The organism is Gordonia sp. (in: high G+C Gram-positive bacteria), assembly GCF_020438995.1.
Classification (GTDB): Bacteria; Actinomycetota; Actinomycetes; order Mycobacteriales; family Mycobacteriaceae; genus Gordonia.
The window spans coordinates 1-14,559 of the sequence record NZ_JAGQTN010000041.1 but is presented as its reverse complement, the minus strand read 5'-3'; the positions used below and the strand labels follow the sequence as shown (position 1 = coordinate 14,559).

At 62.0% G+C, this 14,559-nt stretch carries 11 protein-coding genes and 1 pseudogene; 9 read left to right on the top strand and 3 right to left on the bottom strand.

Annotated features, from left to right (window positions below; all coding sequences use genetic code 11):
- Positions 1–121: 121 nt before the first annotated feature.
- From trxB to KDB67_RS03170, 3 genes are all read left to right on the top strand, one after another.
- Entirely contained in the window at positions 122–1,159 is a 1,038-nt protein-coding gene (gene trxB / locus KDB67_RS03180) for a thioredoxin-disulfide reductase (RefSeq protein WP_291012292.1), read from the top strand.
- A 61-nt stretch (positions 1,160–1,220) separates the two neighbouring features.
- Positions 1,221–1,553, top strand: coding sequence for a thioredoxin (gene trxA, locus KDB67_RS03175; RefSeq protein ID WP_291012291.1), 333 nt, complete (start codon positions 1,221–1,223; stop codon positions 1,551–1,553).
- Between the two features lie 206 nt (positions 1,554–1,759).
- A complete protein-coding gene (locus tag KDB67_RS03170; RefSeq protein WP_291012288.1) occupies positions 1,760–2,902 on the top strand; it encodes an N-acetylmuramoyl-L-alanine amidase in 1,143 nt (380 codons plus the stop codon).
- Positions 2,903–2,998: 96 nt separating this feature from the next.
- On the opposite strand, the gene KDB67_RS03165 is transcribed toward KDB67_RS03170, so the two are convergent.
- The 3 genes from KDB67_RS03165 to KDB67_RS03155 all read right to left on the bottom strand — a co-directional run bounded on the left by KDB67_RS03165 (position 2,999) and on the right by KDB67_RS03155 (position 6,404).
- Positions 2,999–3,889, bottom strand: a complete 891-nt coding sequence (locus tag KDB67_RS03165) for a hypothetical protein (RefSeq protein ID WP_291012285.1) — start codon at positions 3,887–3,889, stop codon at positions 2,999–3,001.
- A 198-nt stretch (positions 3,890–4,087) separates the two neighbouring features.
- The gene (locus KDB67_RS03160; RefSeq protein ID WP_291012283.1) at positions 4,088–5,245 is read right to left on the bottom strand and encodes a ParB/RepB/Spo0J family partition protein; all 1,158 of its coding nucleotides are present in this window, start codon (positions 5,243–5,245) and stop codon (positions 4,088–4,090) included.
- A 208-nt stretch (positions 5,246–5,453) separates the two neighbouring features.
- A complete protein-coding gene (locus KDB67_RS03155; protein WP_291012281.1) occupies positions 5,454–6,404 on the bottom strand; it encodes a ParA family protein in 951 nt (316 codons plus the stop codon).
- A gap of 1,291 nt (positions 6,405–7,695) precedes the next feature.
- On the opposite strand from KDB67_RS03155, the gene KDB67_RS03150 reads away from it, so the two are divergent.
- From KDB67_RS03150 to KDB67_RS03125, 6 genes and pseudogenes are all read left to right on the top strand, one after another.
- Complete coding sequence (locus KDB67_RS03150) at positions 7,696–7,896, top strand: hypothetical protein (protein WP_291012279.1); 201 nt, start codon at positions 7,696–7,698, stop codon at positions 7,894–7,896.
- A gap of 786 nt (positions 7,897–8,682) precedes the next feature.
- On the top strand, positions 8,683–9,429 hold the full coding sequence (locus KDB67_RS03145) for an IS30 family transposase (protein WP_291012468.1): 747 nt from the start codon (positions 8,683–8,685) through the stop codon (positions 9,427–9,429).
- Between the two features lie 1,519 nt (positions 9,430–10,948).
- Positions 10,949–11,456 (top strand): annotated as a pseudogene (locus KDB67_RS03140) (transposase); the annotation flags it as partial.
- Positions 11,457–11,994: 538 nt separating this feature from the next.
- A complete protein-coding gene (locus KDB67_RS22340; protein WP_366851720.1) occupies positions 11,995–12,237 on the top strand; it encodes a transposase in 243 nt (80 codons plus the stop codon).
- 51 nt (positions 12,238–12,288) lie between these two features.
- Positions 12,289–12,651: a helix-turn-helix domain-containing protein gene (locus KDB67_RS03130; RefSeq protein ID WP_291012275.1), complete on the top strand. Its 363-nt coding sequence runs from the start codon at positions 12,289–12,291 to the stop codon at positions 12,649–12,651.
- A 182-nt stretch (positions 12,652–12,833) separates the two neighbouring features.
- The gene (locus KDB67_RS03125) at positions 12,834–13,814 is read left to right on the top strand and encodes an ATP-binding protein (protein ID WP_291012272.1); all 981 of its coding nucleotides are present in this window, start codon (positions 12,834–12,836) and stop codon (positions 13,812–13,814) included.
- Positions 13,815–14,559: the final 745 nt, after the last annotated feature.

Below are 14,559 nucleotides of genomic sequence, written 5' to 3'. Positions count from 1 at the left end.
GATGAGTGCATCCGGCCGCAGGGAACATGACCGCATACGCTTACGTTGTACGAGCCGGAACCGGCGGATAGCCGTCCCGGTGGTAGAAGCCTGGGCAGCACACCGCAGCACGGAGGAATTGATGACCAACACCGACACCGAACACACCAGCGACGCCCCGATCCACGACGTGATAATCGTCGGGTCCGGACCCGCCGGGTACACGGCGGCCGTCTACGCGGCCCGTGCCGAGATGTCGCCGGTGCTGTTCGAGGGCACCCAGTTCGGCGGCGCGCTGATGACCACCACAGAGGTGGAGAACTATCCGGGTTTCCGCGAGGGTATCCAGGGACCCGACCTGATGGACGAGATGCGTGAGCAGGCGCTGCGCTTCGGCGCCGACCTGCGTATGGAAGATGTCGACGCACTCCGGCTCGACGGGCCGGTCAAGGAGGTCGAGGTGGCCGGCGATGTGCATCGCGCCCGCGCCGTCATCCTCGCCATGGGGGCGGCCGCACGCTACCTCGGCGTCCCCGGCGAGCAGGAACTGCTGGGCCGCGGTGTGTCATCCTGCGCCACCTGCGACGGGTTCTTCTTCAAGGATCAGGACATCGCGGTCATCGGCGGCGGCGACTCGGCGATGGAGGAGGCCACCTTCCTCACCAAGTTCGCGCGCAGCGTCACCCTCATCCACCGCCGCGAGGAGTTCCGCTCGTCCAAGATCATGCTCGAACGCGCCCGTGCCAACGAGAAGATCCGCTTCGTCACCAATGCCACCGTCGGCAAGGTGTTGGGCGAGAGCTCCGTCACCGGCCTCGAGCTCATCGACACCGTGACCGGAGCGACCAGCACCCTGGACGTGACCGGCATGTTCGTCGCCATCGGCCACGACCCGCGTAGCGAACTCGTCCGCGGCCAGGTCGACCTCGACGATGAGGGATATGTGCAGGTACAGGGCCGCAGCACCCACACCTCGCTGCCCGGCGTGTTCGCCTGCGGCGACCTCGTCGACCACACCTACCGGCAGGCGATCACCGCTGCCGGCAGTGGTTGCGCGGCCGCCATCGACACCGAACGCTGGCTTGCCGATCAGCACACCTCACTTGAGGACCACACCTCACTCGAGGACACAGCACTCCAGGACACCGATCCGGTGGCCGCTGCCGCCGTCGGCGTCTGAGCCGGATACCCCCGAAACCTCTCATCCCAACCCCAGATCACCCAATCCAGAGGAGGCCCACATGGGCGCCAACACGATCACCGTCACCGACGACACCTTCGCCGCCGAGGTGCTGCAGTCCGACAAACCCGTCCTGGTGGACTTCTGGGCCACCTGGTGCGGCCCGTGCAAAATGGTCGCGCCGGTTCTCGAGGAGATCGCCGGTGATCACGCCGACAAGCTGACCATCGCCAAGCTCGACGTCGACGCCAGCCCGGCTGTCGCACGTGACTTCCAGATCATGTCCATCCCGACGATGATCCTGTTCCAGGACGGCAAACCGACCAAGACCATCGTCGGCGCCAAGGGCAAGGCTGCGCTCCTGCGCGAGCTCGACGGCGTCGTCGGCTCCTGATCGCCGGCTCACCGGACTGCCAGGTCACCGGACTGTTCGCACCGACTCGCCGGTTCTCGGACAGTCCGGTGATTTTCACCCGCTGCTAGAATTGGCGGCGCCGCCACCACCTGGGACAATCTGAGACAATGCAGATCGGCCCAGCGCTCATACACGGGGTGTGAGTTGTGCACGGGGTGGGCCCGGACGGCAGCAAGGAGCGCTCGATGCGGATCTACCGGCGTGGTGACGAGGGCTCGGGCGTTTCCGAAATCAGGTCGATCCTCGCCGGTCGTGGACTTCTCCCCGCAGTCGGATCTGAAGACACAGGCATCTTCGATGATGCATGCGACCATGCGGTGCGCGCTTTCCAGCAGGAACGCGGACTGATAGTCGACGGTGTCGTCGGACCGGCCACCTATCGGGTACTGCGCGAGTCGTCATACAAGTTCGGTGCCCGCGTTCTGTTGTATCGCCTGTCGGCGCCGATGGCCGGCGACGATGTGGCGACCCTGCAATCACAGCTACAAAACCTGGGCTACTACACCGGTCTGGTCGACGGAACGTTCGGTGAGACCACCCACAACGCTTTGTGTCTGTATCAGAGTGAGTACGGCCTGGCTTCCGACGGAATCTGTGGACCGTCGACACTGGTTTCACTCCAGCGTCTCGGCAGCCGTGTCACCGGCGGATCCCCGTATGCGATCCGGCAGGAGGAGCACGTGCGGAGTTCGGGCCCGCAGCTCTCGGGTAAGCGGGTCCTCATCGACCCGGGGTCGGGCGGCACGCATGAGTTCTCCACCGGCGCGATGGCCGATCTCGAGTCACAGATCCTGTGGGACTTGGCTTCCCGCCTCGAACGGCGCATGGCCGCGGCCGGAATGGAGACATACCTCTCCCACGACGGTCATGGCACACCCACCGACGAGGATCGGGCCAAGGTCGCCAATCAGGTGGGTGTCGACCTCACCATTTCTTTGCGGTGCGCCCACTATCCGAATGAACGAGCTCACGGCGTCACCACATTCTATTTCGGCAATTCGCACGGTTCTTTTTCCACCATCGGACGAGAATTAGCGCAGTTCATTCAGCGTGAAATAGTGGCCCGCACCGATCTCATGGACTGCCGTACTCATGAACGCACGTGGGAACTGTTGCGGCTCACCAAGATGCCGGCCGCATTGATCGAGATCGGCTACATCACCAACAGCGCCGATGCGGCGGTACTGAGCGATCCGCAGTCTCGCGACACCATCGCCGAGGCCATTCTCGTGGCCGTCAAACGCGTATATCTACTCGGCGAGAATGATCAACCGACAGGTACTTACACCTTCGCCGATCTCCTCGCGGCCGAGGGAACCAACTACTAACACCGCGTACCCCACCCCACCGGTTGAGGTACGAAGAGCCCCTAGGCGATGAGCCTCGAAACCCCGTAGAACAACACTGTCCCTTTCACCCAATTATCAACCGCGACAACGGAATCCGGTCACCCCCGCGCCGACCTCCGCACCCTGACGCATCGACAGATCGACCGCGGCCTTCATCACCAGCTTCTCCAACGCGCTCTCCACCTCGGCCTTCCAACTGAGGCCTTCGTCGAGCTCAAGTCGCAACCGCGGAAACTTGGGATCGGATGCGACAACGTCAAATCCGTTGTCTTTCAAGAAATCTGCGTCAATAATGCATTCCGCACAGTATTCGCCGACTCCCGGCAACACGGGATCGTTTCTCAAGACGATCGGATCATCTGGCAGCACAGGAGCATCGAGAATCTCCCTGGCGACCTCGGCGATCGTTTCCTCGGTCCACTCGGCGATATCCGACGGAATCGACGTCACGGACGGCGGACGGCGGACCGGCGTCTGTCGGCCTTGTACCGTGCCGGCCTGACCAGCCGTGAACCCGGAGTCCGACAACGCAGATTCGTCGGCAGACCGGACAATGCCGAATGCTTCGATTGCCCGCACACCGCGCCTGATGAGATCGGTGATCACCGAATCCAACAGACCCAGTGCGCTGTCCTCGAATCCCGGTTCGGTACGGATAGCTGTGAGCAGAACCGCGTCGGCACTCACCGGGGAGGTGGGAAAGTGGTGTGACCGTGGCACCCGTCCCGGCGGTGCGTAGAAGGCGGCACCGACGACGTGTCCTGTGGTCGATTCGGTGGCCAGCTGTCCGCACGTGCCCCACTCCAGGAGCAATCCGGAGATCCACGCCTCCTTGTCGAACTCGCTGCGGAATCCCTCGATGGGGGCGGGTGTTGCAGGCTCGACCTCCCAGAAGACACACTGCCGTGAATGCTTGGGTAGGCGCTCGAACATCTCAAGGTCCAGACTTGATACGGTCACTGCCATCGAACAGCACTCTCGTCAGCACCGATGCCCCGGATATCACGAATCTTGGCTATTCCCAGTGTCTTTGGTTTCACCATCAATTCGCCTCCACCCTTCTGCACCCCTCTACGTCACAGTGACGTTTCTATCGTTAACCCTTGAACCCGCTCATACGGACGTCAGAAGGCCACACATACGAAGTCTCCGCCGGTACGAGCGTCATCCCTGATCGATCACTCCCATGATCCTCTCGAGGTCGTCCACTGACCCGAACTCGACGACGATCCGGCCTTTCTTCTTACCCAGGCTAACCGTCACCCGCGTATCCAGCCGATCAGACAGCCGCTCGGCGAGGTCCTGCAAACCCGGCATCTGCATAGGCTTACGGCGCACAGGAGGCGTAGCGGGAGTACCGTCCCGATTGGCGAGCATCACAGCCTCTTCTGTGGCACGAACCGACAATCCCTCGGCGACGATGCGCGCCGCGAGCGCCTCCTGAGCGTCGGCACCGGCCTCCAGCGACAGCAACGCACGCGCATGGCCTGCCGACAGCACGCCGGCGGCCACTCGTCGCTGAACCGGAACCGGCAGTTTAAGGAGCCTGATCATGTTGCTGATCACCGGCCGTGAACGGCCGATCCGACGGGCGAGCTCCTCGTGCGTCACCTCGAACTCTTCGAGAAGCTGCTGATACGCAGCCGCCTCTTCGAGCGGATTGAGCTGTGCTCGGTGGATGTTCTCCAGCAGCGCATCCCGAAGCATGTCGCTATCGGCGGTCTCTCGGACGATCGCCGGGATCAGTTCGAGCCCGGCCACCTTACTCGCCCGCCAGCGACGTTCACCCATCACCAACTGATAGGTGACACCGTCGTCGGTCGGTTCATCCAGCTTGCGGACGACAATTGGCTGCATGAGCCCGAACTCCGTGATGGAGTGCACGAGTTCGGCCATCGCATCCTCGTCGAACACCGATCGCGGCTGATGCGGATTGGGCTGGATCTCCGACGGCCGCAGCTCACGATAGCTTGCAGCGAACGCGTCCGTGGGCGCCGCGTCGTCCACATCTCTCGCCGACGCGCCGACGGACTGGCCCTTCTTGTCGTGCTTGCTCTTGTCGCCCTTTTGGTGCTTGTCGGACTTCGCCTTTCCCTCCGAGGTAGGGGAGGGGGCCTGCTGGTCACCGTTCTCGGACGCCACATCCCTGGATGCGGATTCGGTTGAAGTCGGCTCCGGACCGCGGCCGATGATGACGTCGGCCGCAGCAGTACCCAGACTCGGCCCCTTCGACGCTGTGTCCTCCTCCGGCGGCCCTGTCGGGATCAGAGCCGCGAGCCCTCGGCCAAGTCCGCCTCGCCGGGTCGATGTGTCACGGCTCATCGGTGATCCTCCGCTATCTGGTGTAGGCGAAATCTGGTGTGGTGGGAAAGTGATCGAAACGACGGTGTGACGAGGCATCGCAAACCGTCATCCCGAACTATTCCATGATGCTGCATGGACGGTTCAACAACCGCAGGTATCCCAGGACTGATCAGGTGTGCCGACATGACTACTGCGACAGGTTCGCAACTGATCGTCCCCGACAAGTTCAGCGTGGACCGGTACTTGCGACGGCTCGCTGCGCGAACTCGCGGGAGGCATCGAGATAGCTCATCGAGCCACGTGACCCCGGGTCGTACTCGATGATCGTCATCCCGTACCCGGGTGCCTCGGACACCTTCACACTCCGCGGAATGATCGTGTTGAGAACCTTGCTGCCGAAATGCCGGCGCACCTCCTCGGCGACCTGATCGGCCAGCTTTGTGCGGCCGTCGTACATGGTGAGGAGGATGGTGGATACATGCAGTCGGCGATTGAGGTGCGCCTGCACGAGCTCGATGTTGCGCAGCAACTGGCCCACACCTTCGAGTGCGTAGTACTCACACTGAATCGGGATCAGTACCTCGTCGGCCGCGACCATGGCGTTGACTGTCAGCAAGCCGAGAGATGGCGGGCAATCGATGAACACGTAATCGATCCCGAGTGCGTCGAGCTGGCTACTGTCCAGGGCGCTGCGCAGACGATTCTCGCGAGCAACCAGCGACACAAGTTCTATCTCCGCACCGGCCAAGTCCAGCGTGGCAGGGATGCAGTAGAGATTCTCTTGCGACGGACACTTCTGGGCAGCCTCGGTGAGGGTCGTCTCGCCGAGTAGAAGCTCGTACACCGACTCGATGTTTGCGGCACGGTGGTCGATGCCGAGCGCAGTACTCGCGTTGCCCTGCGGATCGAGATCGACGACCAGCACCCTGATTCCATGCAGAGCGAGTCCGGCGGCCATATTGACCGTCGTCGTCGTCTTACCAACACCACCCTTTTGATTGGCGACCGTGATGACGCGCCGGTGCGGTGGCCTCGGCAGCAGACCGGACGCACCGGGAGTCAGAACGCGACTCGCACGCTCAGCCGCCTTGGCGATCGGTGTGTCGTCGAGGGACTGTCTGGCAAAGCCTTCTCGCGACGTGGTTTCACGTGAAACACCCGGGTCTTGACCGACCACGCTTGGACTCCTTAACCCGATGGGGAATTTGTGCCGAACCCCCGGCACACTCCCTCCATTTTGCGCCCTTGACCGCCGACTTACCAATCCCGCGGCGAGGTGTGCATGAATCGCCGCGCTATCCACAAATCCTGCTGGGCAAACGTGGGGAAAGGGCACCCCTTGTCTCGCTCTTCTCGCAATTCACAGCAGATGCCCGGGCCGACTCTGCGGCCGGAGGAGTTCAAGAAGCACCGGAATGATGTCGCTATCATCTTCAAGCCGGCGCACGATTTCACCGTTTCACGTGAAACCGTGGCGACCGAGGTGAACCTGCCGATCGACCCGGTGACCCCACAATTCACGCCACCCGATTGCACCACCAGACTGGCACACACCGGTCGAAGGTGCCGTGATCGCGACGTCAATTCCTACCGGGATCTTCACTGGTGCGGAGATCCTCGAGCTCGATTACCAAGGGACTACCAAGGACTGCACTGACGTCCCCGCCATGAACCACTCAGAACGACGAACTAGGCCGTCAACCGCTACCAGGCGCCAGTCCGGCCGAGAGCCAATCCTCGGAGTCGTGCGGACAGAACAGCTACTCTGCGGCCCGACCCAGGCTCAAATATCTGTCTGTATGACCACTAGACCCATCTGTCCGTCCCTATGCGCAATGGTCGTCGGATCCGCTGTACAGGCAGCAAGGACGACAACGACCTGCATCACAACGCACCGGCACCGTACGAAGCACGAGGAAGAGACATTCCCTCGACGCTACCTACCCTGACGACGGCACACAGAACACGCGTCACGCATCTGGATCATGCGTCTGGTTCGATTGATCCGGCTGACCGCATTCTGGCTCGGCTCGCTACGGGCCGTTCGACGCGGACGACGTCAGCAGCTCGGTCGGCGAGGCGGGACCGGGGGAGGGGAGTGGTCACGATACCGGTCGTCCTCTGTCCGTTTGACGACAGCGTTCAAGCACTCGGTATCACCGCGGGACCAGGCCGATGTCACGAAGCACAGTTGTCCGGCATCGCAGCCGTGACGCCCATCTTCGTTTCACGTGAAACTTGCGATCAACTCAGCGATGATGGACCGGCAGGTCGGTCGTTGTCCAGACCGGTCATTGCCGCAACGCAAGTGTCCCGACGTAGGCGAGATGTCGGCGGACATATAGGACGGCCCATCGACGGTCACAAGCGCGTTCATGTGTGGTCATGAGGTGGGTCAAGTGGGCCCCGAGTGTGTTCGGCTATTGCCCACTTCGAAGCGGCATGCGAAAAGTCGATCACCCACATCGATGCCGCCGAGCACCGTTCCCGACTACCGCATCCGCACGCATCCACGCCCGCACGACGCCGAAAGCCAGTCCCTGGCACTGGAGGGCGAAGGACCGCACCTGTGGCTAAAGAAGGCCACCACCGACACTGAACGCATGGACCAGAAGACGGCACACTCCACCGACGTGGCCGCCCTACACAACCAATCGACCACAACATGACCAACGTGGACCGTGCGCTGGGATATGCCGCCGTTTCACGGCTGGTCCGCAACCGGCGACCTCGACTCGATCCTGGCCACCAACCACCTCGATGACCCCGCCCACCGCACCACCTCCGAGGAACACTCGACAACGAGGACCAGAAGCCATCAAGACCTTCGACGTCTGGGACCCGGGTGCCTCCTCGATACCGTCCCCACATGCCCGCACTCTGATTCACCCCACCACCGGCAGATTCATGTCCGCCACCGGGCATCCCGACATGATCATCAGCGGGCAGCTTCCATGTCCGCTCCTGGGCAGCTGCAAACGCGAGCAGAGGCAGGATCCGTCGACGACACCCCAGCCAGAACACCCCAGCCAACCGGTCGCGAAGTTGTTCCTTCCGAAAACCACGCAGCGCTAGGGGAGGGGAGGGTGTCTGCCGCGTAGACCGCGAGATTGCGGGTGTACTCCAGATGGAACATCTCGGTCACGACCATCTATCAATGCGCACTCAGCTTGGCGTCGTCATTCGACAGCGTTTCACGTGAAACTATGCAAGACAGGCACAAAGTACCGTGAAACGTCCTACAACGAAGCCACAGCTGAGGGGTGGCACCCGCAACCCTCGCGCGGGATTCGTCGGTCCGTGTTGACGACGCGTGAAAACTGACCCCCTGACGACGGGGTGGCTTCGAGACCTCGTTGCAACACATGCCCCCGGTAGATTCAGGAGTGGTGTTGTCCCGTCGAGTAAAGAAGGGGCCTGGTCGCCGGCCCCAGTCCGTCAAACGCCGCCGGTTCATCGATCTGAGAGAACGAGGCTCGAGCATCAACGCTGCTGCCCGCGAAGTCGAAGTTTCGAGAACCACGAGCAAGAACTGGTCTCGCGGCTACAAGACGTACCGCAACGGGAAGGCTGTCGGCTTCGTCCCGGCACTCGATCGCCTCGCGGTCCGAGCGGTCAGCCCGCAGTACCTGTCACAGGATGAGCAAATCATCATCACCGACCTGAAGCAGGCCGGTCACAGTATCGGGTCGATCGCCCGCGAGCTCGGCCGTGCTCCGTCGACGATCTCCCGCGAAGTACGACGCAACCCCACGCAGGCCCGAGGCCGCACCGGGTACCGGGCGTTCGATGCGCATCGCCAGGCGATCGAGCGGCGCGTCCGTGACTACGATCTGATCGTCGGTCCCAGCCACCGATCGGCCATCGGTACACTCGTCGAACGGCACACACGTACGATCGGACTGATCCACCTGCCCAGCGCCGACAGCAAGACACTACGCCACGCTTTGATCGAGCGGATGGCCGACCTTCCCGCGCACCTACTCCGGTCGATCACCTGGGATCAGGGAACCGAGATGGCGCGGCACCTCGGCATCACCTCTGCCTTCGGCGCCTTGGTCTACTTCTGCGACGCACACTCGCCGTGGCAACGCGGCAGCAATCAGAACACCAACGGGCGCCTGCGTGACTACTTCCCCATGGGGACAGACCTGTCCATCCACAGCAGAGAGCACCTGTCGGCAGTCGACCGAAGATCCTGACCCCAACCCACAACGGTCTCGATCAACAAGCCCACCGAACTCAACCAGACACCCACACCGACCGGCGATCTACCAGCAGCCGCCCAGTCCCACTGCAGCTGACCACACAAACCGACAACACCGACATTGTCAACTACCGGTGGCTTCAAACCTCCTTGACAAATACCGGGTGCTCCCGAACTTCGGCCTGAAGAGTCAGCATCCAATCGATCGTCAGTCGAGAACTTCGATTCGTCAGTCAACCACCCGAATATGCCTTGTCACAGTGACGTTTCTAGCAAGTACTTGCATGAGACCCCCATCCGCACCATTCCTGCCTGTGCCGGCTTACCTAGCACGTCTACGGCGTCGTCGGCGCCCCTAGGTTTCGGTAGCGAGCCTGCCTCATGGCCAAGCGCTGGCGCTCCAACCGTCAGCATGATTGATACGTGTCTCCGGTTGGTACCGCCAGTCTGTTTAGGCTGTTTGGTGGTAGCCGCGTTCTGACTCTTCGATACTGCTACTCCCGAAATTGTTCGGATGTGCGTGCTTGATCGTGACTGGCTTGGCGCATGTCGACTCCGCCGAGGTCGATCCGGCGGGCGGCGGAGGCGCGGCGATCGACGATGGAGTCGACGGTGACTCGGTCGGGAAGTGCGTCTGCCAGTGCGCTGATCCGGCATCAGCCTTCCGTTCTTCATCAGCGCCGGGCACCTCGGCTGACGCCGACGTTGACGACCACAACCCCACCGGTACGAACCTGCCGGAATCCTGGTACCAACCGGTGCGATGCGTCAATGATCGTGATGGGCCCCAATCGTGACAGACCCCAATTGCCGGCGGACCCAATTGCCGGCGGACGACACTCATACCAGCACCTGGCCAGATGGTCGGGCCCGAGGACCGTGCAAGCGGCCGACTGTCCTGCATGACTAACGTGCATTTGGCAGTAGCGTTCTGATAGTCGGGTAGCGGCCGAAGGGACGTAGGTTAGCTGCCGGGAGCTATCCGGTCTTCAGGATCCCGCTACCAGATACGCGTCTACCGCTGTTTCACGTGAAACGACATCCATACCCATCGCAATCCGGTAATCGGTGCACGGCAGCACGATCACGATATTGAGGAGGTACGACGCACACGGTTCCCGGACCGGCCACAATCAGGCGCTTCTGGATCGGTGATCTCGGTCGGCGCAGATGCCGCCAGCGGCAAGTGTGCACACCTACCGCCACGGACTTATCCGGCTCCAGCGCCAATTACGTATGAGCCGAGAGACTCACTGACGTCATCCGTCATCGACGTGACGGCTGTTGCAGTCTTCTGGTGATACCTACACAAACTCTGGACAACCCCGCCCAACATTCCAGTTGCGAGATCAAAGGCCAAGCATATGCGTACACCCCGGTAGGGGAGGGGAGGACAAGACGTAGCCGCATCGGAGCCCCGGTCCGGCTCATACACTTCCCGAACGGCTCCTCGAACGAGGCAATGCACCGCATCAGCGTTGATCACGCGTAGTCGCCGCCCGCTATCTGGCCAAGTCTCAACCTGCCGAATGGACAAACTCGTCAAGACTCTGTGGCATCGACTCGCTGTCGAAGTCCTAGGTCTCCCGGATGGCCGCTGAACCCGACGAGCAGGTCGCCGCGTTCAGGCACCGTCGCATCGATACCGCCAGGCCGTTCGCATTCGCAATCGTCGGCACCTACGCGGTGACGATGAAGGCGGTCGCGATGATCGCTACCGGCATCAACGCTGATGGACACCGCGAGGCCCTGGTCCCGGCTTTCGGCGCGTTCCCAAAGGACGGACGTATGGGCCAGATTTGGTCGAACAACCCAATCGAGCTGCTCAACCACCAGATCCTGCGCCGCACCTACGACTCGGTCGGGATCTTCCCACCCGCGAGACCATCATCGATCTGCTCGGTGCCATCCTCGCGAACAGTCGTTCAGCAGCTTAGGCGCCCCACAACCCCGACAACGGTCCGTAAGACCTGCCGTGTTTCACGTGAAACACGGCAGATAAGATCCCGCCACCACCCATGAGACAGAGCTGCCCAGCATATCGACAAGCAGCTTCTTCTGAAGCATGTCGATCACTCAACGACTCGGAAGTGCCATCGTCACCCGCCTAGCGAAGGACTTTCCCGGTCGGAGTATCAATGCAGGTCCAAGCGCAGTCGGCCTGCGGTGCAAAATGGGCATGACTGCTCTGGCAACGGCTACATCGCCGCCTCGACAGGACCAGACTGTTCACCTTCGTCACCGCCGACACTCACCAAGGAAGAGAACCGACACCTTCTTCGCCGAGTTGGTCGCTCGTAGCCTGGGTGACGTTCGGAAGTTCAGTGGTGACCTCAGAAGACGCCCCGCCGCGCTCATTGAAGCGAACCAGTCCGGTGCCGTGAACCAGTCCGGTGCCGTATGGCAGCGGTACCGCACCCATGACTCCGTGAATCTCAACTCCGCGAATCTCATGAGTGAGTGCTCGAAGAGCCCAATGGCCGGCGGTTAAGGCGACGCTGCACAAACGCACACGACCAACCCACCGCCAGCCGCGGTCCACGAACAATCCAACCGTCTTCTGGAAGACACCGAATTCGAGCCACCCGAAGTCGCCGAACACCGCGGCGATCCCCGCGAAGACATACTCACCTTCACCGCATTGCCCAGTGATGCATGGAGGAGAACCTGGTCCAACAACCCCACCAAACCCCTCAACCGAGGAGGCCAGGCGCCGCACGGTGGGCATCTTCCCCAGCTGCAACACCATCATCCGTTCATCGGCGCGGTATTGACCGAGTACACCCCTGTTGACGACGCGTGAAAACTGACCCCCTGACGACGGGTGAATTTTGACCCCCGTCTGATCAGGAGGATGATTTCAGTGGAACAGTGGGCGGAGATCCGCCGTTTGCATCGCAGTGAGGGTGTGCCGATCAAGGAGATCGCGCGCCGGCTGGGAGTGGCCCGGAACACGGTCCGGGCGGCGTTGGCTGCTGACGAGCCGCCGAAGTATGTGCGGGCGGCGAAGGGGTCGGCTGTGGATGTGTTCGAGCCGTCGATCCGGGCGTTGTTGGCCGAGTATCCGACAATGCCTGCGACGGTGATCGCTGAGCGGATCGGGTGGACCAGGTCACTGACGGTGCTCAAGGACCGGGTCCGGGTGATCCGGCCCGAGTTCCGGGGTGTGGACCCCGCTGATCGGGTGGTCTATGAGCCAGGTGAGTGTTCCAGGTGAGTGTTCACAGTGGGATCTGTGGTTCCCCGACTACCCGATCCCGTTGGGCCTCAACCAGTCTGCGGTGCTGCCGGTGTTGGTGATGACGTTGGCCTAGTCACAGTACCGGCTGGCGATGATGATTCCATCCCGGCTGGCCGGGGACATCCTGGCCGGTATGTGGTTGCTGCTCTCACAGGTCGGTGCGGTCACGAAAAGGCACGAAAGAGGTCGTGTGGGACCGTGAATCAGCGATCGGAGGTAAAGGTAAACCCACTGCTGAAGCGGCAGCGTTCGTGGGAACGCTGGGGACCAGGCTGGAGCTGGCACCACCACGAGACCCCGAGTACCCACCACGAGACCCCGAGTACAAGGGCATGGTCGAACGCAACAACGGGTTCTTCGAAACCTCGTTCCTGCCCGGCCATCGGTTCGAGTCCCCGGCGGACTTCAACACCCAGATCAGCAGTTGGCTCACCGAGCACAGCAACAGACGTAACGCCCGCGCTATCGGCAGGTGCCCGTCCGATCTGCTGGCCGCCGATGTGGCAGCGATGGCCGCGCTACCGACCGTCCCGCCCCGGGTCGGGATTCACGAACGCCGCCGACTGGCCCGGGACTACTGCGTGCCGGTCGCCGGCAACGACTACTCGGTCCACCCGGCAGCGATCGGCCGGTTCGTCGACATCACCGCCACCCTCGACCTCTACGGCGTCACCTTCACCCCCCACAACGTGATCCTTCTCGGACCACCAGGGGTGGGAAAAGCGCACCTGGCAATCGCGCTCGGTATCAAAGCCACCCACAACAGCTACCCGGTCCTGTTCGACACCGCCACCGGCTGGGCCACCCGCCTGACCAAGGCCCACGCCACCGGACGACTGCAACACGAACTCAAACGACTACGCCGCTACCGACTGCTCATCGTCGACGAAATCGGGTACCTACCGTTCGACTCCGACACCGCCAACCTGTTCTTCCAACTCATCGCCAGCCGCTACGAACAAGGATCAATCCTGATCACCTCCAACATGCCCTTCGGCCGCTGGGGCAAAGTGTTCGCCGACGAGATCGTCGCCGCAGCCCTGATCGACCGCCTCGTCCACCACGCCGAAGTCATCACCATCACAGGCGACTCCTACCGCACCAAAAACCGACGCGACCTCGCCAAACACAACCAGTAACAACCACACCGGGGTCAAAATTCAACCGTCGAAAAGGGGCCAGATTTCAGCCGCCGTTGACAGCCCGACGAATAGGGCTGAAGGCCACCAACACGTTGGACTCGAAGTCCTCATCGATACCGACCGACCCTGACCACCGACCTCGACATGCGACCTCGATATGAACCACCAACGGAGGTGGTCACCGATCCGCTGCTACAACTAACACACCTCACCACCGCCACGGAGGATCACGATCCAGCTGCACCGCTACGAGGCAAATGACCGCGCTAGACAGTACGCCGGCGTCACGTGACCAATCTCCATGGATGAGCAGACATCACACGTTTCACGTGAAACACGACCCCATATCTAGCAACGATGTAAAACGATGTAGCTGTGCTCAGCATTACCCCCAAGAGTTCGGTGACGATGTAGTCCGGGTGACCGTGATAGTGGAGCAGCCGTCGCGATCGAACAGGTTGCCAGAGACTTCGGCGTCCACCCGATGACGCCCGGAAATCGATGAGGCCCGCAGCCCTGGCGTGACCCAGCCCTGGCATGACCTTGGCCAAGTCCGCTGATGGCACGTAGCCCTGCTTGGTACGGGTAGTCCGTGTAGTTGGTACCGGTTTTCTACCTAGTTGGTACTGGTGGGTGTTTGGTCGTGTTCTTCTGGCGGCGACGTCGGCATTAGTAGGGGTGTCGGCGCGTCCAACAGAAGGGACGGCGGATGCCGGCCGATTACCGACGCATCTTGGAGCAG